We start from the raw sequence: 21,898 nt of genomic DNA, 5'->3' as shown, positions 1-21,898 counted from the left end.
TTTTGATTAGTGATTATAAACGAGAAATATCGTTAAGTAGCGCAATTCCCATCAATAACAGCAGAACCATGGCTCCAATACGAAAACCTATCTCCTGCGCCTTTTCAGAGACCGGTTTGCCTCGTATTAGTTCCACAACCATATACATTAAATGCCCACCATCAAGGATGGGTAACGGTAATAAATTAATCACGCCAAGATTAACGCTGATCAATGCCAAAAAAGACAAAAAAGCAATCAAACCAATGCTGGCAGTGGTTCCAGCGCCCTGAGCTATAGAAATAGGGCCACTTAAATGCCGAACCGATACATCGCCAAAAATAAACTTGCCGATCATACTAAAGCTGAGTCGGGTCAGTTGCCAGGTTTGATGGACACCGACCTGCAATGCGGCCAGTGGATTATGACGCTGAACATACCGTATGCCTTCTGGCCAATCACTGACTTCAGGAACAATCCCGATATAGCCTTGGCTAAAACCATCGGCAGTTTGCCGTTGTCCGGGTGTAACTGTCAAGGTTAGCCGTTCACCTTGGCGAAGAATGCTAAAGTCAAGTGCTTCACCGGGGTTATTTTGTATCCATTCGGTTAACTCTGACCAGTTATTTATCATTTGTTGGTTAATTTCTACAATAGTATCGCCTGCCAACAAGCCAGCATTTTCTGCAGGAGAACTCGCTTCGACTTGAGCCAAGCTGGTCAATATTTTTGGCATCATCAGTTCAATGCCCAAACTATCAAAAATAGTTTGCCGATCAGGATCAAACTGCCACGTTGTGGTATTTAGTGTGGCTTCAGTTTGCTGCCCAGTTTGCCGGTGCTCAAGCTGCAGCGTAATTTCATTCCGACCAAGTTGCTCTACCAGCAACAAATTCACCGCTCTGACATCGCTAGCGGTTCGTCCATTGACTGCTACTATTTGCTGCTGCTCACCAACTCTGGCTTCCGCCGCAATCGAGCCTGCGCGAATATCTGCAATGACAGGGCGTGCCTCGGGTACACCGATCATGTACATGAACCACAAAACCAGGATAGCAAACAAAAAATTCGCTAAAGGCCCAGCCGCTATAATCGCCATGCGCTGTCGTACATTTTTTTGATTAAAGGCTAAGTCCTTGAATTGTGGTAACACCGGGTCAAAACGATCATCCAGCATGCGCACATAGCCGCCTAGTGGGATCATCGCAATAACAAACTCCGTGCCTTGCCGGTCACGCCAACGGAACAGTGCCTTACCAAAACCAATAGAAAAACGTTTGACCAGGACACCATTTCGTCTAGCCACCCAAAAGTGCCCAAATTCATGCACGGTAATTAAAATACCAAGCGCCAGAATAAAGCTGAAAAGGTTCCACACTAAAGCACTCACTTCGATAAAGCTCCTAGTTGCTGCTGTGCCAATTGGCGAGCCTGCTCGTCAATGGCAAGAATGTGCTCTAAATCTTTTGCAGAGTTAGTGGCCATTTTTTCCAGCACCTGCTCATTCAATCGTGCAATATCATTAAAAGCGAGCCGATGTTGTAAAAAAGCCGCTACGGCCACTTCATTGGCTGCATTTAATGCTGTCGTTGCGGCCTGACCATAACGGCAAGCTTCGATGGCAAGATACAAATTAGGGAAGCGTTTTTTATCAGCACCACTAAAGCTCAGTTCGCTCATACGGCTAAAATCGAGCGCGGGGACACTGGTACTGATACGCTCTGGATAGGCTAAGGCGTACGCAATGGGAGTGCACATATCTGGCTGACCCAGTTGAGCAATCACCGAACCATCAGTGTATTGCACCATCGAGTGGATGACACTTTGCGGATGGATAACCACCTCAATTGCATCGACGGGGCATTGGAACAACCAGTGAGCTTCAATAAACTCCAACCCCTTGTTCATCATGGTCGCGCTATCGACGGATATTTTTTGCCCCATATCCCAATTGGGGTGAGCAATAGCTTCGGCCGGAGTAATCGTAGCGAATTCATGCAACGGCCGCTGTAAGAATGGACCACCACTGGCAGTCAACATCAATTTGCTAATGCTATGACTCGACAGACTATCGGTTTGCAACTGATGCCTACTCACCGCCTGCTGTAACGATGCTGGTAAGCATTGAAAAATGGCATTGTGTTCGCTGTCAACGGGAAGTAGCCGCGCACCTGAGTGACGAACCTCTTGCATAAACAGAGAACCCGCCATAATTAATGCTTCTTTATTGGCTAACAACACCGTTTTACCCGCGCGAACAGCAGCCAACGTGGGCAATAAACCTGCTGCGCCAACAATGGCTGCCATCACGATATCGGCATCGCCATGCCCAGCGATTTCAGCTAAGGCAGCTTGGCCTGATAAGACCTCAATCCCCTTTAAATGTGAAGGTAATCGTTGTCGTAACTCAGCGGCAGCTTCGACGTTAGCCATCACCACATACTTGGGCTGAAAACGATTGCATAACTCCAGCATACCGGCAACATTGGTATCCGCCGTTAGCGCCAGCACCTGATAGCGCTCTGAATGTTCACTAACGACCTTTAACGTGCTCAGACCGATAGAACCTGTTGCGCCTAAAATAACCAGTTGCTGCATTAGAAAGCGCCACTAAGGATAGCAACCAACAAAGCATACAATGGAGCTGTCGCAGTTAAGCTATCGATGCGATCAAGAATACCGCCATGACCAGGTAGCATGCTGCCACTATCTTTGACCCCTGCGACACGTTTCAGCATACTCTCGGTTAGATCACCAAACACCGACAGCAACGTCAATCCAGCCGCGGCCACAAAAAGTATCCCTGTTTGTGGTGGCCAGCCGAGCCAGGCGGCAAGTAACAGCACCAGAAGTAAAACCATAGCCAAACCACCTAGCATCCCTTCTACCGTCTTTCCCGGGCTGACATTAGGCAGTAACTTCGTTTTGCCAAGCGGTTTACCCACCAGATAGCCACCGATATCTGCCGCCCACACTAACGCCAGCAAACCACAGATCAAATAGGCCCCAGTAAAGGGATTATGTATGTTATCAACACTACGAATAAGGATCAGCGCCAACCAAGCAGGGATCAGCGTTAACCATCCCATCACCGCACGCAACCAAAGACTGTGTGCCCAGAATGTTTTACTACGCGGAAAGCTCAAAACCAATGCTGAAGCAAGTAACCACCATAAAAAGCCCATCAACAAAACGGTTTTAATCAACCATGAGTCCGTTAATGGCCAGTTGATAATCGGTGGTAATAGCAAATAAAGCACAGCCATCAGTGCAGCCGTCATAGCGACATAACTCATGCGTTTGGTGTGGCTCGTTAAATGACAAAAGCGGCTCCACTCCCATGCACCAAGCAGAACGACTGCAGCAACAAAAAACGAAAATCCGGGTAATGGAAGAAAAAAGACCGCCAGTAAAGCCAGCGGTGCTAGTACAAGAGCAGTTATAATGCGTTGTTTTAACAAATTTATTATCCTTTCAACTGGCTACTTGCCAAAGCGAAAACCTGCTCTGAGGTACAACCAAAGCGCCGCTCACGGCTGGTAAAAGCAGCAATGGCCTCAGCAAAAACCTGTTGATCAAAATCAGGCCATAAGGTCTCGGTGAACCACAACTCAGCATAGGCGGCCTGCCAAAGCAAAAAGTTGCTAATGCGAACATCGCCTCCGGTACGGATCAGTAAGTCTAATTCCGGCAAGTCAGACAGCTGCATATAACGACCCAGCAGCTGCTCATCAATGTGTTCAGGCACTAATTCGCCCTGACTTACCTGCAGCGCGACTTGACGTGCAGCCTGAGCAATATCCCAACGTCCACCATAATTCGCGGCGATATTCAGTGTCAATGCTTCATTCTGAGCCGTCAGTTGTTCTGCAGCTTTGATTTGTGCAATTAATGGTTCATCAAAAGCAGACAAATCGCCGATCACCCGCAAGCGAACCTGATTCTTGTGCAGGTTTTTCACTTCACTTTTCAACATCAGCTTAAAGAGCTGCATTAAGCTGCTGACCTCATCAGCAGGTCGTTGCCAGTTTTCACTGCTAAACGCGAATAAAGTTAGAGCGGGAATACCTAGTTCACGACAAAAGCGAACACTTCGGCGTACTGAATCAGCACCTTTCTTATGACCCCACACCCGAGGCCTGCCTTGCTGCTTAGCCCAACGACCATTGCCATCCATGATGATAGCAACGTGCTGAGGTAACGCAGAAGGCTCTAGTTCTATTGGTGCTGACATGCAAAACCTATTTCAATAAAAAACGCCGTGAGTTAACAAGAACACGGCGTTTAAAACGTTTGAGTCAAACTCAAACTTCCATCAGTTCTTTTTCTTTATCTGCCAGCACTTCATCAATGCGTTTGACAAAACTATCGGTGAGCTTCTGGATTTCATCGGTCGCACGACGTTCATCGTCTTCTGTAATGTCTTTGTCTTTTAACAGCGATTTAAAATCAGTATTGGCGTCGCGACGAATGTTTCGAATTGAAACTCGCCCTTGCTCCGCTTCCGCTTTCACCACTTTGACTAAATCACGACGACGTTCTTCTGTCAGTGGTGGCAATGGAATACGGATATTGGTACCAGCACTCATCGGGTTCAAACCAAGATCAGAGTTGATGATGGCTTTTTCCACTGCAGGAACTACGCTTTTGTCAAACACAGTAAGACTGAGCGTACGAGCATCTTCAATAGAGACATTGGCAACCTGACGCAATGGGGTATCCGCACCATAGTAAGGTACCATGATGCTATCCAATATACTTGGGTGAGCCCGGCCAGTTCGAATTTTGGATAGTTGAGACTTTAGTGCTTCGACACTTTTTTCCATCCGGTTTTTGCTGTCTTTGATAATATCGTTAATCACCTTGGGTATCCTTGTAAGCAATCAGCAGGGTTATGCAGGTAGTTTACTGTAAATTTTCCGCGTGGTCGATCAGAGTTCCTTCGGACTCTCCCATCACCACACGCTTGAGTGCTCCAGCTGTATTCATATTGAATACGCGGATTTGCATGCTGTGATCTCTGGCCAGCGTAAAAGCAGCCAAATCCATCACCTTTAGTTCTTTCTCAAGCACTTCGCTGTAACTAAGAGTGTTGTACATGGTAGCTGCCGGGTCTTTCACCGGGTCAGCTGAGTAAACGCCGTTTACTTTGGTTGCCTTGAGCACCGCATCGGCTTCAATTTCAATGGCGCGTAAACACGCTGCCGAGTCGGTGGTGAAAAATGGATTGCCGGTACCGGCAGAGAAAATAACGACACGACCGGACTTCAGCAAGCTAATGGCTTCTGCCCAGCTGTAATTGTCACAGACACCGTTAAGCGGTACTGCACTCATCATGCGCGCATTGACATAAGCGCGATGCAACGCATCCCGCATGGCCAAACCATTCATCACAGTCGCCAGCATACCCATATGATCGCCAACCACACGATTCATACCGGCTTTGGCTAAGCCTTCACCACGAAAAATATTGCCCCCACCAATGACAATGCCAACCTGAATGCCAAGCTCAACAATTTCTTTAATTTCCTGAGCCATGCGATCCAGTACCTTGGGATCAATACCAAAGCCTTCATCCCCCATCAGGGCTTCACCACTCAGTTTCAGTAAAATTCGTCTGTATGCGGGTTTTGGGTTCATGTGTGCTCCATTTATCTGGCTGTTCGGTTTGCTCAGCAGGCCGGTTTATTGATCTGGCAAGTTTCAATGGCTTTGGTCTGTTGCTACAAGGCAACTTTTGGGCATAAAAAAACCGCGACCTCTGGCCGCGGTTATTCTAGCGTTTTTTGCCCGTAGGCTCAAAGCGTAAATTTACTTCTTAGCAGCAGCGATTTGCGCAGCTACTTCAGCAGCAAAGTCTTCTTCTTTCTTTTCGATGCCTTCACCAACTTCCAGACGAACAAAAGACACAGCATCGGCTGAGTTTTGTTTCAGGAAATCGCCAACAGACACAGAAGGATCTTTGACAAAAGGTTGACCGGTTAAGCTTACTTCACCAGTAAACTTGGCCATACGGCCAGCAACCATTTTTTCAGCGATTTCTTGTGGCTTGCCACTGTTTACCGCGATATCGATCTGAATAGCACGCTCACGCTCTACCACTTCAGCAGGAACATCATCTGGCTTCACAAAACCAGGGTTGTTCGCTGCAATGTGCATAGCAACGTCTTTAGCAATGTCTTCGTTACCGCCAGTCAATACAGCTAACACACCAATACGACCAGAGTGAACGTACTGACCGATGGTGTCACCTTCCACCACAGCAATACGGCGAACATTGATGTTTTCACCAATTTTTGCCACGAGCGCAGCGCGAGTTTCATCGACTGAGCTACCGTTCAGGTCAGCGGCTAATAAGTCAGCAACGACAAACAGTTTGTTGGCATGAACCAAATCAGCAACGCTGTTGGCAAATGCCAGGAAGTTAGCATCACGGGCAACGAAGTCCGTTTCACAGTTAAATTCAACCGCCACAGCATAGCCATCGGCTACGCGAGTGATGATTGTGCCTTCAGCAGCAACACGGCCGGCTTTTTTTGCCGCTTTGGCTAAGCCGCTTTTACGCATTTCATCAATTGCCGCTTCGACGTCTCCACCAGTTTCCTGCAGAGCTTTTTTACAATCCATCATACCTGCGCCAGTACGATCGCGCAGTTCTTTTACTAAGGCAGCAGTAACAGCCATCAGAGCATCCTCGTTATCAATCGGTTTGAACAAACAGAGGCCGAAGCCTCTGTTGCTGTTTCATTCAGGCGATCATTCCACTAGCGTAGAATGAAAAACCTTACTCAGCTTCCACAAAGCCTTCGGCTTCAGCCTGAACTTCGATGGTCTTATCACGACCTTCAATAACTGTCTGACTTACTGCAGACAGATACAACTGAATGGCACGGATCGCATCATCGTTACCAGGAATGATATGGTCAACCCCTTTAGGATCAGAGTTAGTATCAACCACAGCAACTACCGGAATACCCAGGTTGTTGGCTTCTTTAACGGCAATGTGTTCATGATCGGCATCGATTACAAACAATACATCAGGCAGACCGCCCATATCTTTGATACCGCCCAAGCTCTTTTCAAGCTTGTCCATTTCGCGGGTACGATCCAACGCTTCTTTCTTGGTCAGCTTGTCAAAAGTACCGTCCTGGCTTTGAGATTCCAGATCTTTTAAGCGCTTGATGGATTGACGCACTGTTTTCCAGTTGGTCAGCATACCGCCCAACCAACGGTGATCAACATAATACTGATCACAGCTTTTTGCTGCTTCTTTAATGGCTTCAGAAGCCGCACGCTTGGTACCTACAAACAGAATTTTGCCTTTTTTCGAAGCAATTTGCTGAATGAAACTCAGTGCATCATTCATCATTGGAACAGTTTTTTCCAGGTTGATGATATGTACTTTGTTACGCGCGCCAAAAATGAATGGTTTCATTTTTGGGTTCCAGTAACGGGTCTGGTGACCGAAGTGTACGCCCGCCTGGAGCATGTCACGCATTGAAACTTTTGCCATGATTAAATACCTGTAATTTAGGGGGTTAGGCCTCCATACATCCCATAGTCCGACCTGCATATGTTGGCAGGCACCCCGGCGTATGTGTCGATGTATGTGTGTTATTTGTCATTTTTTGACATTTCGCAGCATAAGCAATAACGAAATACTTTGAAGAAAAGCACAAAGCTATTTGCTAATTTGCGGCGCGCTTTATACCATAGCCACCTGGAAAATACAATATTTATGCTGTTTTGCAGCTGGACATTCAAACAGAGAGAGACTGGATGACACCCATCATCAAAACCCCGGCAGAAATCGAGAAAATGCGTGTTGCAGGCCGCTTGGCTGCTGAAGTTCTTGAAATGATTGAGCCCTATGTACAGGCTGGCGTCACGACGGATGAATTAAACAGTCGTTGCCACGATTACATTGTCAACGAGCAGCAAGCCATCCCTGCACCTTTAAATTATCATGGCTTTCCAAAATCCATCTGCACCTCGGTCAATCATGTTATTTGTCACGGCATACCCAATGATAAACCACTGAAAAAAGGCGATATTATCAATATTGATATCACCGTCATTAAAGATGGTTACCATGGTGATACCTCGCGCATGTTTGTCATCGGAGAGCCCAGTATCATGGCTGCGCGGTTAATTAAAGTCACCCAGGAAGCCATGTATCTGGGCATCAAAAAAGTCAAAGATGGCGCCCGCTTAGGAGATATTGGTCAGGTTATCCAGCAGCATGCCGAAAAACACAGCTACTCGGTGGTGCGTGAGTACTGCGGCCATGGCATTGGCGCCGAATTTCACGAAGAACCTCAGGTGCTGCATTATGGCCGTGCAGGCACAGGCGAAGTACTGCGCACTGGCATGTGCCTAACCATTGAACCGATGATTAATGCCGGTGCCAGACACAGCAAGTTATTGAAAGATGATTGGACCGTAGTGACTAAAGATCGCAGTTTATCGGCGCAGTATGAGCACACCTTACTGGTCACCGATACCGGCTGTGAAATACTGACCTTACGCTCCGACGACACCATTGATCGCATCGTCACTGCCGACTAAGACCCAACCAACAGGGATCTGACCATGACCGACGCCATTGCTTTTCAAAAAAACTGGCCCAGCAGCTTTAGTTTGGACAGTTATAAAAAACACATCAGTGAGTTTACTCGTTGGTCTGAAATGTCGTTTGAACAGCAATCGGTGCAAAGTCTGGTCAAAGCGCGCGCTCGTTTTATCGATCAGCTGCTGCAAACGCTGTGGCAACAACATGGCTTGCACCTTGATGATACCCTTTGTCTTATAGCAGTTGGTGGTTATGGTCGCGGCGAGTTACACCCATACTCCGACATAGACTTGCTGATCCTTAACCAGAGTAAGCTTACCCCTGAACAGCAAGATAAGTTATCTGCCTTTATCACCCAGCTATGGGATTTGAAACTCGAAGTCGGCCACAGTGTTCGCACGCTGGATGAAACCATTGGGCTTGGGCGAGAAGACATTACCATTGCCACCAACTTGATGGAAATGCGGCGCTTGCTGGGTAATAAAGTATTGTACCAAGAGTTGCAGCAGGCCATTACCGAAGACAGCTTTTGGAGTAGCCAGCTGTTCTTTGAAGCCAAGCGACACGAGCAGCAACAACGACATGCTCAGTACCATGGTACCGCCTACAATCTGGAACCCAACCTCAAAGCGAATCCTGGTGGTTTACGGGATATCCAGACGATTGGCTGGGTGGCGAAGCGACACTTCCAAACCCGAACCATGCGCGAGCTGGTGGCCTATCAGTATCTGACTGAAGATGAATACCAGGAGTTGATGGAATGTGAGTCGTATTTATGGCAAATGCGCTTTGTCTTGCATCTGGAAGCCGGTCGCAACGAAAACCGTATTTTGTTCGATTATCAACCCGCCGCCGCTGAGCGTCTTGGTTTTGGCGATGATGGTAAAGCCTCGGTTGAACGAATGATGAAACGTTTCTTCCGCACGGTGCAACGAGTCAGCGAGTTAAACGAAATGCTGCTGCAGCACTTTGAGGGCAGTATTCTTAATAACCATCAAAGCGCCAAAGTGCATGCGCTGGATGATAGTTTCGAGCTGCACGGCCACTTGATCAAAGCAATGGATAACAGCGTGTTTGCCAGGCGGGATAACCTGCTCAAATTATTCTGGCACATAGCCAATAACTCCAACATCACCGGCATTCACTCCGAAACCTTACGTTTATTGCGTCAGGTGCGTCGTCGGTTAATGGGTGACTTGCAGGATTACGAAGCTTGTCGCCGGCTTTTTCTGGCCCTAATGCGTCACCCACGCGGCATGGATACCTCCATCACCCTGATGCATAAGTACGGTATTCTGGCGGCGTATTTACCGCAGTGGCGCAATATTGTCGGCCAGATGCAATTCGACTTATTTCATGCGTACACCGTCGATGAGCATACCCACCGGCTACTGAAAAACCTCTATCGCTATACTCTGCCAGAGCATGATAATGAATTCCCGCTCTGCTCCGACATTGTCCGGCGCATGGAAAAACCTGAACTGCTGTTTTTAGCCGGTATCTTTCACGATATTGCCAAGGGCCGTGGCGGTGATCACTCCGAGCTTGGCTCCATGGACGCGCGTGAGTTTTGCCGGCTACACAAGCTAAGCGACTTCGACAGCAAGCTAATTGCCTGGCTGGTCGAGCATCATTTGTTGATGTCGGTTACCGCGCAGCGCAAAGACATTTACGATCCACAAGTGGTGACTGAGTTTGCCGAACAGGTACGGGATGAAACCCGGCTCAATTATTTGTATTGTCTGACCTTAGCGGATATTCGTGCCACCAACGACAACTTGTGGAACGACTGGAAAGGCTCATTGCTTCGAGAGCTTTATCTGGCCACCCAGAAAGCTTTTCGCCGTGGGCTCGAAAAGCCAATGGATATGCGCGATCAGATCCGGGAAAATCAAGCCGAAGCGATGCGCTTACTGCTCAGACAAACCTTTACCAAAACCGAAATCCAACATCTGTGGAGCCGGATCAAGGCCGACTATTTTATTCGTTACAATGCCAAGCAAATCGTCTGGCATTGCGAGCATATTCTGCGGCATAAACAGCCGAAAGAGCCGATGGTTCTAGTGAGCAAAGCACCAATTCGTGGCAGTACTCAGGTGTTCGTTTATACCCCGGATCAGCCCAATTTATTCGCCCGCATGGTAGCCGCACTCGACAGTAAAAAAGTCGATATCTTTGATGCTCAAATCATGACCAACAAAGACGGCTATGCCATGGATACCTTTGTCATCCTTGAACAAAATGGTCAGCCGGTCAGCTCGCCATCGCGGGTGCAAAGCATCAAGCGGGCATTAGAGCAACACATTCAGGGCAAACCAGAACAACACCGGCAGCAAAACCGGATTTCACGGCAGATGCGTCAGTTTAATGTGCCACCCAAAGTCAGCTTTTTGCAAGGCAACAGTAAAAACCGCACCATGGTAGAAATCGCTGCACTTGATGCACCAGGCTTACTGGCTCGTATTGGTGATGTATTCCAGCAATGCGCCATCCAAATTCATGCCGCCAAAATCACTACCTTAGGGGAACGGGCAGAAGATTTCTTTATGGTTTCAACCGCAGAGGATACCGCGCTGGATTTTGACCAGCAAAGTCAGTTAAAACGCACTTTAATCGAGCATTTGACTCAAGTAACAGAAGGCTAAATACGTAAGATGACAGACTTAAAAACCATCATAGAACAAGCATTTGAACAACGTGCATCCATCACTCCAGCCACGGTTTCAACTGAAATCCGTGATGCCATTGAGCAAGCACTCGCTCTGCTTGATAGCGGTCAGGCCCGGGTAGCTGAAAAGCTGGCTGGCGAATGGGTGGTGCACCAGTGGCTTAAAAAGGCCGTTTTATTGTCATTCCGTATCAACGACAATGAAGTGATGAATGGTGGTGAAACCCAGTTTTATGACAAGGTACCAATGAAATATGCAGGCTACGATGCCGCCCGTTTTGCTGAAGAGGGTGTGCGCGTAGTGCCACCAGCGGCCGTTCGTCGTGGTAGCTTTATTGGCAAAAATGCCGTCCTGATGCCGTCGTATGTCAATATTGGTGCTTATGTTGGCGAAGGCACCATGGTCGATACCTGGGCCACAGTAGGTTCTTGTGCCCAAATTGGTAAAAATGTACATTTATCCGGCGGCGTTGGCATTGGTGGTGTCCTTGAGCCATTGCAAGCCAACCCAACCATCATTGAAGACAACTGCTTTATCGGCGCGCGTTCAGAAGTGGTCGAAGGCGTGATCGTTGAAGAAGGCGCTGTATTATCGATGGGCGTCTACATCAGCCAAAGCACCCGTATTTATGACCGCGAAACCGGCGAAGTCACTTATGGCCGGGTACCAGCTGGCGCTGTGGTAGTGCCTGGTAGTCTACCAAGCAAAGATGGCAGCCATAGCCTGTATGCCGCCATTATCGTGAAAAAGGTTGATGCACAAACTCGCGCCAAAGTGGGCATCAATGCCCTGCTGCGAAATATTGACTAAGTAAGCCAGGCAACATTTTGACAAAAGGCCAGCAATCGCTGGTCTTTTGCCTTACAAGACTATTGAGCTGGCAAATGCTGCGCTAACCACGGCAGTGCTATCCCTTCTGGTTCCAGCGTTTCACAGGCATCAATCCATAATGGTTCGGCCAATGGCTTGCCTTGCAGCTCCTGCAACAGTTCGACAAATTGCTTACCGGCACCGCAGAAGGTGTCATAGCTGCTATCACCCAAACCAATCACCAGATAATGCTTATCGGTAAGCAATGGAAAGCGATCACGGGCCTCGAGGAAAAAGGGCTGCACATTATCTGGAATATCGCCCTGCCCTGTGGTCGAAGTGATCACCAGCCAAATATCTGCGTTGTAAGCCAGTACATCATCCAGCTTAGGGTCTAAAAATAAACGGCAGCCATAACCGCGCTGCTGCAACTCAGCATCGGCTTGTTCGGCAACATATTGCGCACCACCATAAACAGTACCGACCACTAGGGCGATTTTCTTCATGCTTGCTCCTTGGCTAATTGTTCAAATGCGTATTGGATCATCGACTCATCAACCGACCAGCCTAATTGTTGAAACAGTGGCTGCAATTCATCCAGCGCACAGCGGATGTTTATCACTTCACCAGTGATAGGGTGATTAAATTGCAACTCTTTAGCGACCAGCAGCATGCGATGACAATGCAAGTGTTCGCGAAACAAGCGGTTGTGTTTGCCATCACCATGGCTGGTATCGCCGACAATCGGATGACGCAAATGCGCCAGATGGCGCCTAAGTTGGTGCTTACGACCCGTTCGTGGCGACAAAGCAACCAAGCTGTAGCGCGCTGCAGGATAACGGCTGACTGGAATGGGCAACTCCACTGTAGCCAGTGGACGATAATCGGTAATTGCCTGCTGAGCGGCCTTATCAGGATCAGCATACTTATCGCCCAGTTTATCCAGTTGCTCTTTCAGTGGGTAATCCAGTGTCCCTGCCTGCTCAACATAACCCCGCACCACCGCCAGATAGCCTTTAAACCAATGCTGCTGAGCATTTTGCTCACTCAACAATCGAGCCACCTCACTGGAGAGGGCAAACAACAACACGCCCGATGTTGGCCGATCCAATCGATGGACTGGAAACACATGCTGACCAATTTGATCGCGCAATGTCTGCATGACAAAGCGGGTTTCGTGTCTATCCAGAAACGAACGATGCACCAGCATACCTGCGGGCTTATCCACCGCCACCAAATACGCATCCTGATAAAGGATGGTTAGCTCAGTAGACAGTGCAGTAGCAGGCTCAGTGGCGCATTCGGCATTAGTTTGACTGAAAGCAGGCATCAAACCGTCCTATAATAAACAACAGTAAACGTACATCTTCGTGCCGATTGGCCAAGGCGTATTCGGCCATCGGTAAAATATTGACATCGGTGGGTAGTGGTAAATCACCATCCAGCAAAGCTTGCATCCGCGGGATCAGTACAAACTGCAACCACTGTTCAAATACCATGCTATCACAACAAAATGGAGCAGTGCTCGCCATGGCCTCAGCAGATGGCGGCTGTGCGCTCCACATGTTTAAGGCTTTCAGCTCGGCAGTCATTTCCTGTAGTACCCAGGCTACGGAGTCTGACATGAGTTCTCCTCAATAACGGTATACACACATACTGGAATGATCATAACATACTGCAAGATGCCAAGTGCCTTCAAGATGCTCGCCTCAGAACTAAACCCATCTGCATGTTGCCATCACTTTTGATATGAAGAGATTGTCCAGCACTTGCTTTCGCAGTACTATTTGCCTTCACTGCAGTAACGGATCCTTGTTTTATGGCGACCACCTGGCTCATTATTCTTTTATTGACCATTTGTTATGTGTTCTGGATACAACGTAAGCAGGATGAACGAGCAATCATGCTGGCTCGACATTTATGCAAGAAACATGAGTTGCAGTATCTCGATTGTGGCCGCAAAGCACATCGGATTGAACGCATCAATGGTAAGCGGCGCTTAGTCACACATTACAGTGTCGATTTCAGCAGCGATGGTGAAAGCCGCTATCAGGCCACTTTAACCATGGCAGCCATGCAATATGCCGCTTTTGATCTGCCTGCCTACCGATTGCCGGATTGATTCAGGACTTGTTGACCTAATTATTCACTGCTATTGCTATCTCTTGGCGGGGCCGAAACAACAATTTGCCTTGCACCGTGTTAAAGGTCAGCTCAGTGACCGCTCGATAAGCGTCTTCACTAAAAAAAGCCAAGTACTTTTCTAACGTCACAAAAACACCCACCCCAGCCGAGCCCTCGTCTTCATCCACCATCTGATCCACCACATGCAATAAATGCTGGCCTAAACCCAACTGCTGGTGCCGGGGCAATACCGCGATAAAAGCCAGCATATGGTAATTTTTAGCCGGCATGGCTTCGTGAATTTTTTCTTCCTTTTCAAGCAGCTGCTTGGTCGATACAAAACCCGCTGTCAGTAACATTTTCAAGCGCCAATGCCAGAAACGGTGACCGCCCAAACCAGAATCCGCTTTGACTACACAAGCAACCCCTAACAACTGCTTGGCTTGATACAAACCGATAATGGATTGGCCCATCTGCCAAAAGGCACTCAGCTCTTCACGTATAGCTGCTCTAAGCTTTTGCTCATAGTCGGCTTTTTCAGCGTTAAAGATCGACATAAACAAAGGGTCATCATGATAGGATTGAAATAAGATGGAGGCCGCTACATTCAGCTCTTCACCTTCAATAGGACGAACAACCAATTGATTCAACTGTTGGACTGACATAGCGTACCTTTATTATTATGGTTATTTTTTCCTCACCATAGCAGGGCTTTCTGTAATTGCCAATACGCATTCAATCTGCAATGCGCTAAGCTTAACTTATCTGTTTCTTTTTCTACGAGGTGACCATGGATACATCAACACACACGCTCAGTACTTTATTTGCCCAACTTGGTCTGGATAACGATCAGGCGTCCATCGATCAATTTGTGCAACAACATAAGTTGGCAGAACATGTGCATCTGGCGGATGCGCCATTCTGGAGTAAAGGCCAGGCAAGTTTTATCGCTGAATCGCTGAAAGAAGATGCCGACTGGGCAGAAGTTATTGACGAGCTAAACGCTTTATTGCACTAAAGCGTTTAGCTTGCAGTGGCTTTTAAGCCTGATTATAAATAGTTGTAGGCCTTTTCACCCCAACCGGTCAACTGGCCGTTTTTAAAAACCAATGGCGTGCATTCATCTTTGGTGGTCATGCCATCACTACGACGGTGGTGAGTGCGGTAAAATAGCACCTGCACCGCATCGTCATCTTTTTGGAAAGTTTCCGTGAAATCGGCTGTACCCAACTGCTGCATCACGGTAATCATTGGAGTCCCTGTAGTCAGCTGGTTAATGTACTGACGGTTATTTTTTTGGTTTTCTCGCCAATTAGTGCCATCAGAGTCACTTTTGTTATGGTCATTAATCGCGATCACACAGCCACTCAATGAAAAGACCATCAGTGCGGGTACAAGCCAATTTTTTGCATGCATAGTAGTTCCTTAACTTGGTAAGTTTAAATAACCCTCTGTATAAGCAAGCAAAGGGCCAATATTTTTATTTATTATTAATCAGTACCTTAATAAATAAACGCTGCTGAACCACATCGTTTTGATGTAGAATTTAGCTATTTAATGGTGGATATAACCAATGCCAACAGCTCTTGAACACATTTGCCATCAGGCTAGCGTCTTGCAGCAGGAAGGAAAAACACCTGGTTTGGCACTGCTGAGAAGCCGATTAGGCAAGCAGCTGCACCCTGCAGAGTTACTGCAGGCTTTTCAGCAATGGAAACAACTCCCGGCTACCGAACGAGAGGCGATATCGCAAACGCTGTTTAATTCGAGAGCGCCTGCCAGCGGCACGCAATCAGCCACTACAACGACAGAAACAGATCGGATTGAGCAACTGGAGCAGCTAGAGCAAAGAGTAAAGCAGCTTGAAATGCTGGTTCATGCACTGCAAGAACGGCTGGATCGTCATCATGTGGGTTGCTGAGCTTCGTTTTCGTATTATTGCCGATACCAACTTAAGCATCGCCGAGCAGCAGGTACGTCGTTATCTGGAAACGTTAATTTTTAACGGCCAAATCTTAGGGCGAGAGTTTCCCACTTATCAAACGGATGATGCCTTTTGCAGCCGGGTCGTGCTCCCAGCTCAGGATGCTCTATCTACTGGGCACCACAGCTTACTCGGAAAGGCGGCGATGGAGGCATTCGCGCAAGCGGGTCTGGCCTATCCGCAGCTTACGCTGTTAGGTCCGGATCTGATGTCTAGCCACACCGATCCTTGCACCGAAGCTAAGCATTACATTGTATTCAGTCACTTTGCCGAGAACGTATCACCCGTGCGTTGCGCGGAGCATTTTGCGCCAGTTCCTTTGTATCGCTTGCAGCCGACCGGCAGTAAACAAGATCACGAGGAGTTGATCCGTTGGCAGTTGCAATACCAAGCATTGGATGAAGTTCAAATGCAACAAGAGCGGGTACTGCATAAAAGCGCAGAAAAGGCGCTGCAAGGCTTACACAGTACGTTAAACCGGCAGGGGCGCCGCTTTGCCCGACGGATAGAGCAGCAGCAAGGCAAAACCTGTTATTACTACCTGTACAGTGGCAGTAGTACAGATTGTCAGGCGGAGGCCACGAAAGCGTGCCCGAGTTGTGGCGAACCATGGCGACTGCAGGAAAGCTGGCATGAATTGTTTCAGTTTCGCTGTGAACCCTGCCGTCTGGTGTCGAATATTGCCTGGGATTGCCAGTAAAAAGTTGAGCTGATCTGCAGAGTGCTTAGTGCGTTCACCTCGTCGGTGCAAGAGCTGAAGGGCTGGCTAGAAGCTATTAAATACCCTCAGTGCTAGCCGGCTCCAGCTGTTGCAGAAACTCAGCCAGATTAGCAGCTAACTTGCGCTCTACTTCTTTACCCACACGTTCTGCAAACACCTCACCGGTTGCATTCAGCACAGAAATCACGGTTTGCTCGTCGTCTGTCACGGCAATAAACACCGTTTCCCGCTGTTTTAAGCGGCGTTTCATCAAAATATGACCAATAATGTTTTCTTTTAAACGATCGCAATCCGCTACATGCCATGGCATCAGCAACAATAGCTTGCCATCCGGGTGAGATGCCGCCAGACCACCGCCAAAATACAAACCATAAAAGTGCTTAATATCCTGATGCAATGTTAATTCAAGGGCTTGCTCAACCGCGCTAAAATCAAGACGCTCTTGCTGTACTACCGGTTTCCACTCGACTTGATCATCGCCGACCTGATTTAACTCACAAGGAGATGGCAGCTGTTTGTCTCGTTCGGTTAGCAAGGGCTGCTGCTTCTGTTCAGACCAATGGAGGCTTCGTTCAATAAAATCATGCCATGCCGCTGAGAAATCCATGGATTATTCCTTATTTACGGGCTGATCCAGCCAGACCGCTTATGCTACAATGCAGGTATTCTAACCTGAGTGAAGCCGTTATGACAAAGCCACACCCTACCCTGCAGGATACGTTGACCTTAGGCAAAGAAACGGATTATCCAAGGCAGTACAATCCAGGGTTGTTGCAAGCGGTCCCACGGCAGATTGGGCGTCATGAACTTAAGCTCACTGAGCCACTACCATTTGTCGGCCAAGATATCTGGCATGCCTACGAATTGTCTTGGCTAAACCACAAAGGCAAGCCAGTGGTTGCTTTGGCAACCTTCGTGGTGCCGTTTGACTCAGCCAACCTTATTGAGTCCAAATCATTCAAGCTGTATTTAAACAGCCTGAATCAGAATCGCTTTCGCGATTTAGGTCAAGTGTATCAACTGCTGAAAAAGGATTTATCTGCCTGTGCTGGCTCCAACGTAGAAGTAACGCTGCACAACGTTAACGAATTACAACCTTTTCAACCGACATGGATCCAAGGCAGCTGTTTGGACGATCTTGATGTCGAAATCACCGATTATCAATACCAACCAGAGCTATTGCAGCTCAAAGCCCATGCAGAGTTTAAAGATGAAAGGCTATTTTCACATCTGCTTAAATCCAACTGCCTAATCACCAATCAACCCGATTGGGCCAGTGTTTTTATTCATTATCGCGGGCCTGCCATCTGTCACGAATCCTTGCTGCGCTACATTGTTAGCTTTCGTGAACACAATGAGTTTCATGAACAATGCGTTGAACGCATCTTCTCGGACATCTGGCGTCATTGCCAACCCAAGTTTCTCGCGGTCTACGCCCGCTATACCAGACGAGGTGGTTTAGATATTAACCCGCTTCGTAGTAGCGAGCCTTACCCGGTACCACTGATCCGCCTCACTCGCCAATAAGGCTCCATGCCAGCAAAACTGAAAGTAGCATGAAACAATCCACGGCAGCTCTCAAAATACAACATAATATTTTACTCCCATAAAAATCAAATTATTGATTTTTATGGGATATTAGACTGAATAACCTAAAATAAAAAGAAACCAACTATGAAAACTTTCATTCTCACTTTCAAAATGAAAGTTTTTTGCTTATAATTCATCCAGTGATGCAGATGGACTGCAACACGCTGTAGCTGATGATGGACACTATGATGAACCACCTTACCTCAACAGAAGAACAATCCTGGTTGCCCTACTATTTGTGTAAATAGCAATCGGTTGTGTTGCATAGTCAGGCTAAGATCTGAGCAACACACAACACCCTACCTCCATAAACCGGCTTTTCAATAGCCGGTTTATTTTATTAAACATAAATCTAGCTCAAACAATAGTCGCATTTGCTGTGGTAGCATATATACTTAATACCAATCCAACTTATTCAATTCATAATCAATAACTCATCATGGTGATGCCGTTGCAAGATGACCTGAAGCAACAACTAGAGCATGCGTTAAAGACACGCAAACAGCTGGAAATTACCTACGAAAACCAGTTCAAAATACTGGCCAAATTTGTATCCAGATTATCGCTAGCCTCCAAAGGGTTGGATGTCGAGCTGGATAACAAGCTGGCTAAGTTACGCTTGGAGCTGGCTAGAGGCACAGATCTTGAGAAGTTACTACCTGCAGTGAATACCATCAGCGATGGTTTAAAGCACCTTGAAAGTAAGAATGAGCAAGATATCCGGCGCCTGCAATCAGGATTGAAAGAGGCTGGCAGCCTGCTACAGAAGCAACGCGGCCTGCCCGACCAGTTACGGCGTGATTTACGAGCGCTACTCTCCAAGGTCGATCAACCATCCGCCACCGTACACGCTTTTCTACCACATCTAACAGATCTGACCAAGCTGTATCAGAATGCCTTTCATGCTAAACAGGCGCTGGATGACTCCAACGAGCCAGAACAAGAACGCTACAAGCATATTTGCCGACAAATTTCGGTCGAACTGACCAATTTACTCAGCGAAATGAGCTTTGCTGATCAATATTCAGCAGACATCGATCGGATCCGTCAATCATTAATAGCGCATCTCGGCATTGAAGATTTACTCAATGCTTGTCTGGCAACGATTACTATCATTGTCGCCAGTATCAATTCCGAACGTCAGTCCGCACAGCACTTTTTATTGCAATTACACGATACGCTGGAACAAGTACAAAATTCACTGGTTTCGTCACTCAGTCAATCCAGTCGCGTACAGGAAAAACTAAAACACCTGAACCAGCAGCTGGAACAGCAAATCGACTCGTTCAGCAAAGACAGCAAACAAGCCACCAACCTAGAACAATTAAAGGGGCTAGTCAGTCAACGCTTACAGGATCTTACCAACTCGCTGGCGGAAAAACAGCAGTTGGAAAAAGACGAGCGCGAGGCCATGCTGAGCTCCTTAAAAACGATGGAACACCGCTTATTGGACCTTGAGTCAGAAGCTAAATTATTTCAGAAGCGAATTGCAGAACAAAAATTCCGTAGCTTGCAAGATGCACTCACCGAAATACCGAACAGAGCTGCATTTGATGATCGCTTTGAACTAGAGCTCAAACGTTTTCAGCGCTATGGCACGCCATTGTGTATCGCGATGGGCGATGTCGATCACTTTAAAAGCATCAATGACAACTACGGTCATAGTGCTGGTGATAAAACGCTAAAAGTAATCGCTCGTGCTTTAAAGCAGAGCCTGCGTGAAACCGATTTTATAGCGCGCTATGGTGGTGAAGAGTTTGTTATTTTATTTCCTGAAACTGCCCTGGCAGAACTTGAAAACCCCTTGAACAACTTACGGCAGAAAATAAAGAAAATCCCATTTAAATTTAAGAATAAAAAAGTGCCTATTACGATATCGTTTGGCGCGACACAACTTACAGAGCACGATAACATCCGGGCGGCCTTTGATCGAGCTGACGAAGCATTGTATGAAGCCAAACATGCTGGCCGGGATCAAATCATATTAAAATCAACATCCAACTGATTTGTTTGCGGCTATACCCAAACGAATTGAAGCAACTGTCGACGAGGCAGTCGCTTTACATAGGATGTAGACAGGGAGTTCGCTTATGCATGTGCAATTAAACCCCGTAGGCTCCATGAGTCTGCTGTCACAATTAGAAGTAGATAGACTGAAACAAAACACCAACAAAGAAGCGTTTCAGCTGTTTCGTAATTGCTGTCTGGCGGTATTAAACGTCGGCAGCCACACCGATAGCTCCGCTGAAATTTACCAGCAGTTTGAAGACTTTTCGGTCAATTTAATCAGTCGTGAGCGCGGTATCAAAATCGAATTATTTAATCCACCACAAGATGCCTTCGTCGATGGTCACATTATACGCGGTATTCACGAACACCTGTTTGCGGTGCTACGCGATATTCTTTTTTACCACACTCAGCTTAAAGTTAATGCCAATCGGCTGGATTTAACCAATAGCGCTCATATTACTCATGGCGTATTTGATATCTTGCGCAATGCACAGGTGCTTGGCTGCAATACGGAGCCGACCATGATCGTCTGTTGGGGCGGCCACTCTATCAATGAGGTTGAGTATAAGTACACCAAAGATGTTGGCTATCAACTGGGGCTTCGCGGTTTAAATATTTGTACCGGTTGTGGCCCTGGTGCCATGAAAGGTCCGATGAAAGGGGCTACCATTGGGCACAACAAGCAGCGCTCTGGCACAGGCCGTTATCTTGGACTAACCGAACCGAGTATCATCGCGGCTGAGCCACCAAACCCGATCGTGAATGAACTGGTGATCCTGCCTGATATTGAAAAAAGACTAGAGGCCTTTGTCCGGGTTGCCCACGGCATTATCATTTTCCCGGGCGGAGCCGGTACCGCCGAAGAGTTGCTGTATTTGTTGGGTATCATGTTGCATCAGGACAATCAAGCTCAACGCTTGCCGGTGATCCTTACCGGCCCGAAAAGCAGCGAAAATTATTTCAAAGAGATTATTCATTTCATTGAAAACACTCTGGGTCAGGATGCCGTCGACTTACTCGAGGTGATCATTGATGATCCCGCGCAAGTAGCCAGAACCTTAAAAGCGGGCTGTCAGAACGTGCGGGACTACCGTCGCGACGTCGGAGATGCCTATCACTTTAACTGGACCCTGAAAATTGACAGTGATTTTCAGCAACCATTTATCCCGACCCACAAGAATATGGCCGCACTCGACTTGCATCGCAGGCAGGATACAGCAACACTAGCCGCTAATCTTCGCCGTGCTTTTTCTGGTATTGTTGCTGGCAATGTAAAAGATGAAGGTATTAAGGCTATTCAGCAGTCTGGGCCTTTTCAGCTGCATGGTGAACCAGAGCTAATGCTACTGATGGACAAACTATTGCAAGCCTTTGTCGAGCAAGGCCGAATGAAGCTTCCAGGCAGCCGCTATGAACCATGTTACAGGATAATACGATAA

Annotated in this window: 24 protein-coding genes; 10 read left to right on the top strand and 14 right to left on the bottom strand. The window is 47.4% G+C overall.

What is annotated here, in order from left to right; genetic code table 11:
• Positions 1-13: 13 nt before the first annotated feature.
• The 8 genes from rseP to rpsB all read right to left on the bottom strand — a co-directional run bounded on the left by rseP (position 14) and on the right by rpsB (position 7,492).
• Positions 14-1,369: a sigma E protease regulator RseP gene (rseP, locus tag Q3O60_RS01840; protein WP_305892194.1), complete on the bottom strand. Its 1,356-nt coding sequence runs from the start codon at positions 1,367-1,369 to the stop codon at positions 14-16.
• Positions 1,366-2,577 (bottom strand): 1-deoxy-D-xylulose-5-phosphate reductoisomerase, encoded by a 1,212-nt coding sequence (ispC, locus tag Q3O60_RS01835; RefSeq protein WP_305892193.1) that lies wholly within the window; start codon positions 2,575-2,577, stop codon positions 1,366-1,368. The genes rseP and ispC overlap by 4 nt, the downstream gene beginning before the upstream one ends.
• Entirely contained in the window at positions 2,577-3,440 is an 864-nt protein-coding gene (locus Q3O60_RS01830) for a phosphatidate cytidylyltransferase (protein WP_305892192.1), read from the bottom strand. The genes ispC and Q3O60_RS01830 overlap by 1 nt, the downstream gene beginning before the upstream one ends.
• Positions 3,441-3,445: 5 nt before the next feature.
• Positions 3,446-4,213, bottom strand: a complete 768-nt coding sequence (gene uppS / locus Q3O60_RS01825; RefSeq protein WP_305892191.1) for a polyprenyl diphosphate synthase — start codon at positions 4,211-4,213, stop codon at positions 3,446-3,448.
• A gap of 70 nt (positions 4,214-4,283) precedes the next feature.
• Entirely contained in the window at positions 4,284-4,841 is a 558-nt protein-coding gene (frr, locus tag Q3O60_RS01820) for a ribosome recycling factor (RefSeq protein ID WP_305892190.1), read from the bottom strand.
• Between the two features lie 43 nt (positions 4,842-4,884).
• Entirely contained in the window at positions 4,885-5,619 is a 735-nt protein-coding gene (gene pyrH, locus Q3O60_RS01815) for a UMP kinase (RefSeq protein WP_305892189.1), read from the bottom strand.
• A 171-nt stretch (positions 5,620-5,790) separates the two neighbouring features.
• Complete coding sequence (gene tsf, locus Q3O60_RS01810) at positions 5,791-6,663, bottom strand: translation elongation factor Ts (RefSeq protein WP_305892188.1); 873 nt, start codon at positions 6,661-6,663, stop codon at positions 5,791-5,793.
• A gap of 100 nt (positions 6,664-6,763) precedes the next feature.
• Positions 6,764-7,492 (bottom strand): 30S ribosomal protein S2, encoded by a 729-nt coding sequence (rpsB, locus tag Q3O60_RS01805; RefSeq protein WP_305892187.1) that lies wholly within the window; start codon positions 7,490-7,492, stop codon positions 6,764-6,766.
• A 266-nt stretch (positions 7,493-7,758) separates the two neighbouring features.
• On the opposite strand from rpsB, the gene map reads away from it, so the two are divergent.
• The 3 genes from map to dapD are packed head-to-tail and all read left to right on the top strand — an operon-like array spanning position 7,759 to position 12,030.
• Positions 7,759-8,547 (top strand): type I methionyl aminopeptidase, encoded by a 789-nt coding sequence (map, locus tag Q3O60_RS01800; protein ID WP_305892186.1) that lies wholly within the window; start codon positions 7,759-7,761, stop codon positions 8,545-8,547.
• A gap of 24 nt (positions 8,548-8,571) precedes the next feature.
• Positions 8,572-11,196, top strand: coding sequence for a [protein-PII] uridylyltransferase (gene glnD / locus Q3O60_RS01795; protein ID WP_305892185.1), 2,625 nt, complete (start codon positions 8,572-8,574; stop codon positions 11,194-11,196).
• Positions 11,197-11,205: 9 nt separating this feature from the next.
• Entirely contained in the window at positions 11,206-12,030 is an 825-nt protein-coding gene (gene dapD / locus Q3O60_RS01790) for a 2,3,4,5-tetrahydropyridine-2,6-dicarboxylate N-succinyltransferase (RefSeq protein WP_305892184.1), read from the top strand.
• Positions 12,031-12,089: 59 nt separating this feature from the next.
• Here dapD and Q3O60_RS01785 read toward each other — a convergent pair whose 3' ends face one another.
• From Q3O60_RS01785 to Q3O60_RS01775, 3 genes are read right to left on the bottom strand one after another with little or no spacing between them, the layout of a single operon-like run.
• The gene (locus Q3O60_RS01785) at positions 12,090-12,536 is read right to left on the bottom strand and encodes a flavodoxin (protein WP_305892183.1); all 447 of its coding nucleotides are present in this window, start codon (positions 12,534-12,536) and stop codon (positions 12,090-12,092) included.
• Positions 12,533-13,360, bottom strand: coding sequence for a tRNA pseudouridine(65) synthase TruC (truC, locus tag Q3O60_RS01780; protein ID WP_305892182.1), 828 nt, complete (start codon positions 13,358-13,360; stop codon positions 12,533-12,535). Before truC ends, Q3O60_RS01785 begins: the two co-directional genes overlap by 4 nt.
• Positions 13,338-13,655 (bottom strand): YqcC family protein, encoded by a 318-nt coding sequence (locus Q3O60_RS01775; protein WP_305892181.1) that lies wholly within the window; start codon positions 13,653-13,655, stop codon positions 13,338-13,340. The genes truC and Q3O60_RS01775 overlap by 23 nt, the downstream gene beginning before the upstream one ends.
• 194 nt (positions 13,656-13,849) lie before the next feature.
• Between Q3O60_RS01775 and Q3O60_RS01770 the strand changes: the two genes are divergently transcribed.
• Positions 13,850-14,152 carry a DUF3301 domain-containing protein gene (locus tag Q3O60_RS01770; RefSeq protein ID WP_305892180.1) on the top strand — a complete coding sequence of 101 codons (303 nt, stop codon included), beginning with the start codon at positions 13,850-13,852 and terminating at the stop codon, positions 14,150-14,152.
• 16 nt (positions 14,153-14,168) lie between these two features.
• On the opposite strand, the gene Q3O60_RS01765 is transcribed toward Q3O60_RS01770, so the two are convergent.
• Positions 14,169-14,819, bottom strand: a complete 651-nt coding sequence (locus tag Q3O60_RS01765; RefSeq protein ID WP_305892179.1) for a GNAT family N-acetyltransferase — start codon at positions 14,817-14,819, stop codon at positions 14,169-14,171.
• Positions 14,820-14,944: 125 nt separating this feature from the next.
• On the opposite strand from Q3O60_RS01765, the gene Q3O60_RS01760 reads away from it, so the two are divergent.
• The gene (locus Q3O60_RS01760; RefSeq protein ID WP_305892178.1) at positions 14,945-15,172 is read left to right on the top strand and encodes a DUF2789 domain-containing protein; all 228 of its coding nucleotides are present in this window, start codon (positions 14,945-14,947) and stop codon (positions 15,170-15,172) included.
• 32 nt (positions 15,173-15,204) lie between these two features.
• On the opposite strand, the gene Q3O60_RS01755 is transcribed toward Q3O60_RS01760, so the two are convergent.
• Entirely contained in the window at positions 15,205-15,570 is a 366-nt protein-coding gene (locus Q3O60_RS01755) for a DUF3192 domain-containing protein (RefSeq protein ID WP_305892177.1), read from the bottom strand.
• Between the two features lie 157 nt (positions 15,571-15,727).
• Here Q3O60_RS01755 and Q3O60_RS01750 point away from each other — a divergent pair, with 157 nt between their 5' ends.
• Positions 15,728-16,075 carry a hypothetical protein gene (locus tag Q3O60_RS01750; RefSeq protein ID WP_305892176.1) on the top strand — a complete coding sequence of 116 codons (348 nt, stop codon included), beginning with the start codon at positions 15,728-15,730 and terminating at the stop codon, positions 16,073-16,075.
• On the top strand, positions 16,062-16,838 hold the full coding sequence (locus Q3O60_RS01745; RefSeq protein ID WP_305892175.1) for a DUF2310 family Zn-ribbon-containing protein: 777 nt from the start codon (positions 16,062-16,064) through the stop codon (positions 16,836-16,838). Before Q3O60_RS01750 ends, Q3O60_RS01745 begins: the two co-directional genes overlap by 14 nt.
• A 76-nt stretch (positions 16,839-16,914) precedes the next feature.
• Here Q3O60_RS01745 and syd read toward each other — a convergent pair whose 3' ends face one another.
• On the bottom strand, positions 16,915-17,466 hold the full coding sequence (gene syd / locus Q3O60_RS01740; RefSeq protein WP_305892174.1) for a SecY-interacting protein: 552 nt from the start codon (positions 17,464-17,466) through the stop codon (positions 16,915-16,917).
• A gap of 80 nt (positions 17,467-17,546) precedes the next feature.
• Between syd and queF the strand changes: the two genes are divergently transcribed.
• The 3 genes from queF to ppnN all read left to right on the top strand — a co-directional run bounded on the left by queF (position 17,547) and on the right by ppnN (position 21,898).
• Complete coding sequence (queF, locus tag Q3O60_RS01735) at positions 17,547-18,386, top strand: NADPH-dependent 7-cyano-7-deazaguanine reductase QueF (protein ID WP_305892173.1); 840 nt, start codon at positions 17,547-17,549, stop codon at positions 18,384-18,386.
• 508 nt (positions 18,387-18,894) lie between these two features.
• Positions 18,895-20,454: a GGDEF domain-containing protein gene (locus Q3O60_RS01730; protein ID WP_305892299.1), complete on the top strand. Its 1,560-nt coding sequence runs from the start codon at positions 18,895-18,897 to the stop codon at positions 20,452-20,454.
• An 85-nt stretch (positions 20,455-20,539) separates the two neighbouring features.
• Positions 20,540-21,898 carry a nucleotide 5'-monophosphate nucleosidase PpnN gene (gene ppnN / locus Q3O60_RS01725; RefSeq protein WP_305892172.1) on the top strand — a complete coding sequence of 453 codons (1,359 nt, stop codon included), beginning with the start codon at positions 20,540-20,542 and terminating at the stop codon, positions 21,896-21,898.

It is taken from the genome of Alkalimonas collagenimarina (genome assembly GCF_030717845.1).
In the GTDB taxonomy this organism is placed as follows: domain Bacteria; phylum Pseudomonadota; class Gammaproteobacteria; order Enterobacterales; family Alteromonadaceae; genus Alkalimonas; species Alkalimonas collagenimarina.
Note: the sequence above shows the minus strand (reverse complement) of the source record. Positions and strands in the feature narration are given on the sequence as shown.

Excerpts from the sequence above, each read along its gene's own strand:
- ispC (WP_305892193.1), bottom strand. The coding sequence starts at position 2,577 with ATGCAGCAACTGGTTATTTTAGGCGCAACAGGTTCTATCGGTCTGAGC.
- uppS (WP_305892191.1), bottom strand. The coding sequence starts at position 4,213 with ATGTCAGCACCAATAGAACTAGAGCCTTCTGCGTTACCTCAGCACGTT.
- pyrH (WP_305892189.1), bottom strand. The coding sequence starts at position 5,619 with ATGAACCCAAAACCCGCATACAGACGAATTTTACTGAAACTGAGTGGT.
- tsf (WP_305892188.1), bottom strand. The coding sequence starts at position 6,663 with ATGGCTGTTACTGCTGCCTTAGTAAAAGAACTGCGCGATCGTACTGGC.
- rpsB (WP_305892187.1), bottom strand. The coding sequence starts at position 7,492 with ATGGCAAAAGTTTCAATGCGTGACATGCTCCAGGCGGGCGTACACTTC.
- map (WP_305892186.1), top strand. The coding sequence starts at position 7,759 with ATGACACCCATCATCAAAACCCCGGCAGAAATCGAGAAAATGCGTGTT.
- glnD (WP_305892185.1), top strand. The coding sequence starts at position 8,572 with ATGACCGACGCCATTGCTTTTCAAAAAAACTGGCCCAGCAGCTTTAGT.
- dapD (WP_305892184.1), top strand. The coding sequence starts at position 11,206 with ATGACAGACTTAAAAACCATCATAGAACAAGCATTTGAACAACGTGCA.
- Q3O60_RS01785 (WP_305892183.1), bottom strand. The coding sequence starts at position 12,536 with ATGAAGAAAATCGCCCTAGTGGTCGGTACTGTTTATGGTGGTGCGCAA.
- truC (WP_305892182.1), bottom strand. The coding sequence starts at position 13,360 with ATGCCTGCTTTCAGTCAAACTAATGCCGAATGCGCCACTGAGCCTGCT.
- Q3O60_RS01775 (WP_305892181.1), bottom strand. The coding sequence starts at position 13,655 with ATGTCAGACTCCGTAGCCTGGGTACTACAGGAAATGACTGCCGAGCTG.
- Q3O60_RS01770 (WP_305892180.1), top strand. The coding sequence starts at position 13,850 with ATGGCGACCACCTGGCTCATTATTCTTTTATTGACCATTTGTTATGTG.
- Q3O60_RS01765 (WP_305892179.1), bottom strand. The coding sequence starts at position 14,819 with ATGTCAGTCCAACAGTTGAATCAATTGGTTGTTCGTCCTATTGAAGGT.
- Q3O60_RS01760 (WP_305892178.1), top strand. The coding sequence starts at position 14,945 with ATGGATACATCAACACACACGCTCAGTACTTTATTTGCCCAACTTGGT.
- Q3O60_RS01755 (WP_305892177.1), bottom strand. The coding sequence starts at position 15,570 with ATGCATGCAAAAAATTGGCTTGTACCCGCACTGATGGTCTTTTCATTG.
- Q3O60_RS01750 (WP_305892176.1), top strand. The coding sequence starts at position 15,728 with ATGCCAACAGCTCTTGAACACATTTGCCATCAGGCTAGCGTCTTGCAG.
- Q3O60_RS01745 (WP_305892175.1), top strand. The coding sequence starts at position 16,062 with ATGTGGGTTGCTGAGCTTCGTTTTCGTATTATTGCCGATACCAACTTA.
- syd (WP_305892174.1), bottom strand. The coding sequence starts at position 17,466 with ATGGATTTCTCAGCGGCATGGCATGATTTTATTGAACGAAGCCTCCAT.
- queF (WP_305892173.1), top strand. The coding sequence starts at position 17,547 with ATGACAAAGCCACACCCTACCCTGCAGGATACGTTGACCTTAGGCAAA.
- Q3O60_RS01730 (WP_305892299.1), top strand. The coding sequence starts at position 18,895 with ATGCCGTTGCAAGATGACCTGAAGCAACAACTAGAGCATGCGTTAAAG.
- ppnN (WP_305892172.1), top strand. The coding sequence starts at position 20,540 with ATGCATGTGCAATTAAACCCCGTAGGCTCCATGAGTCTGCTGTCACAA.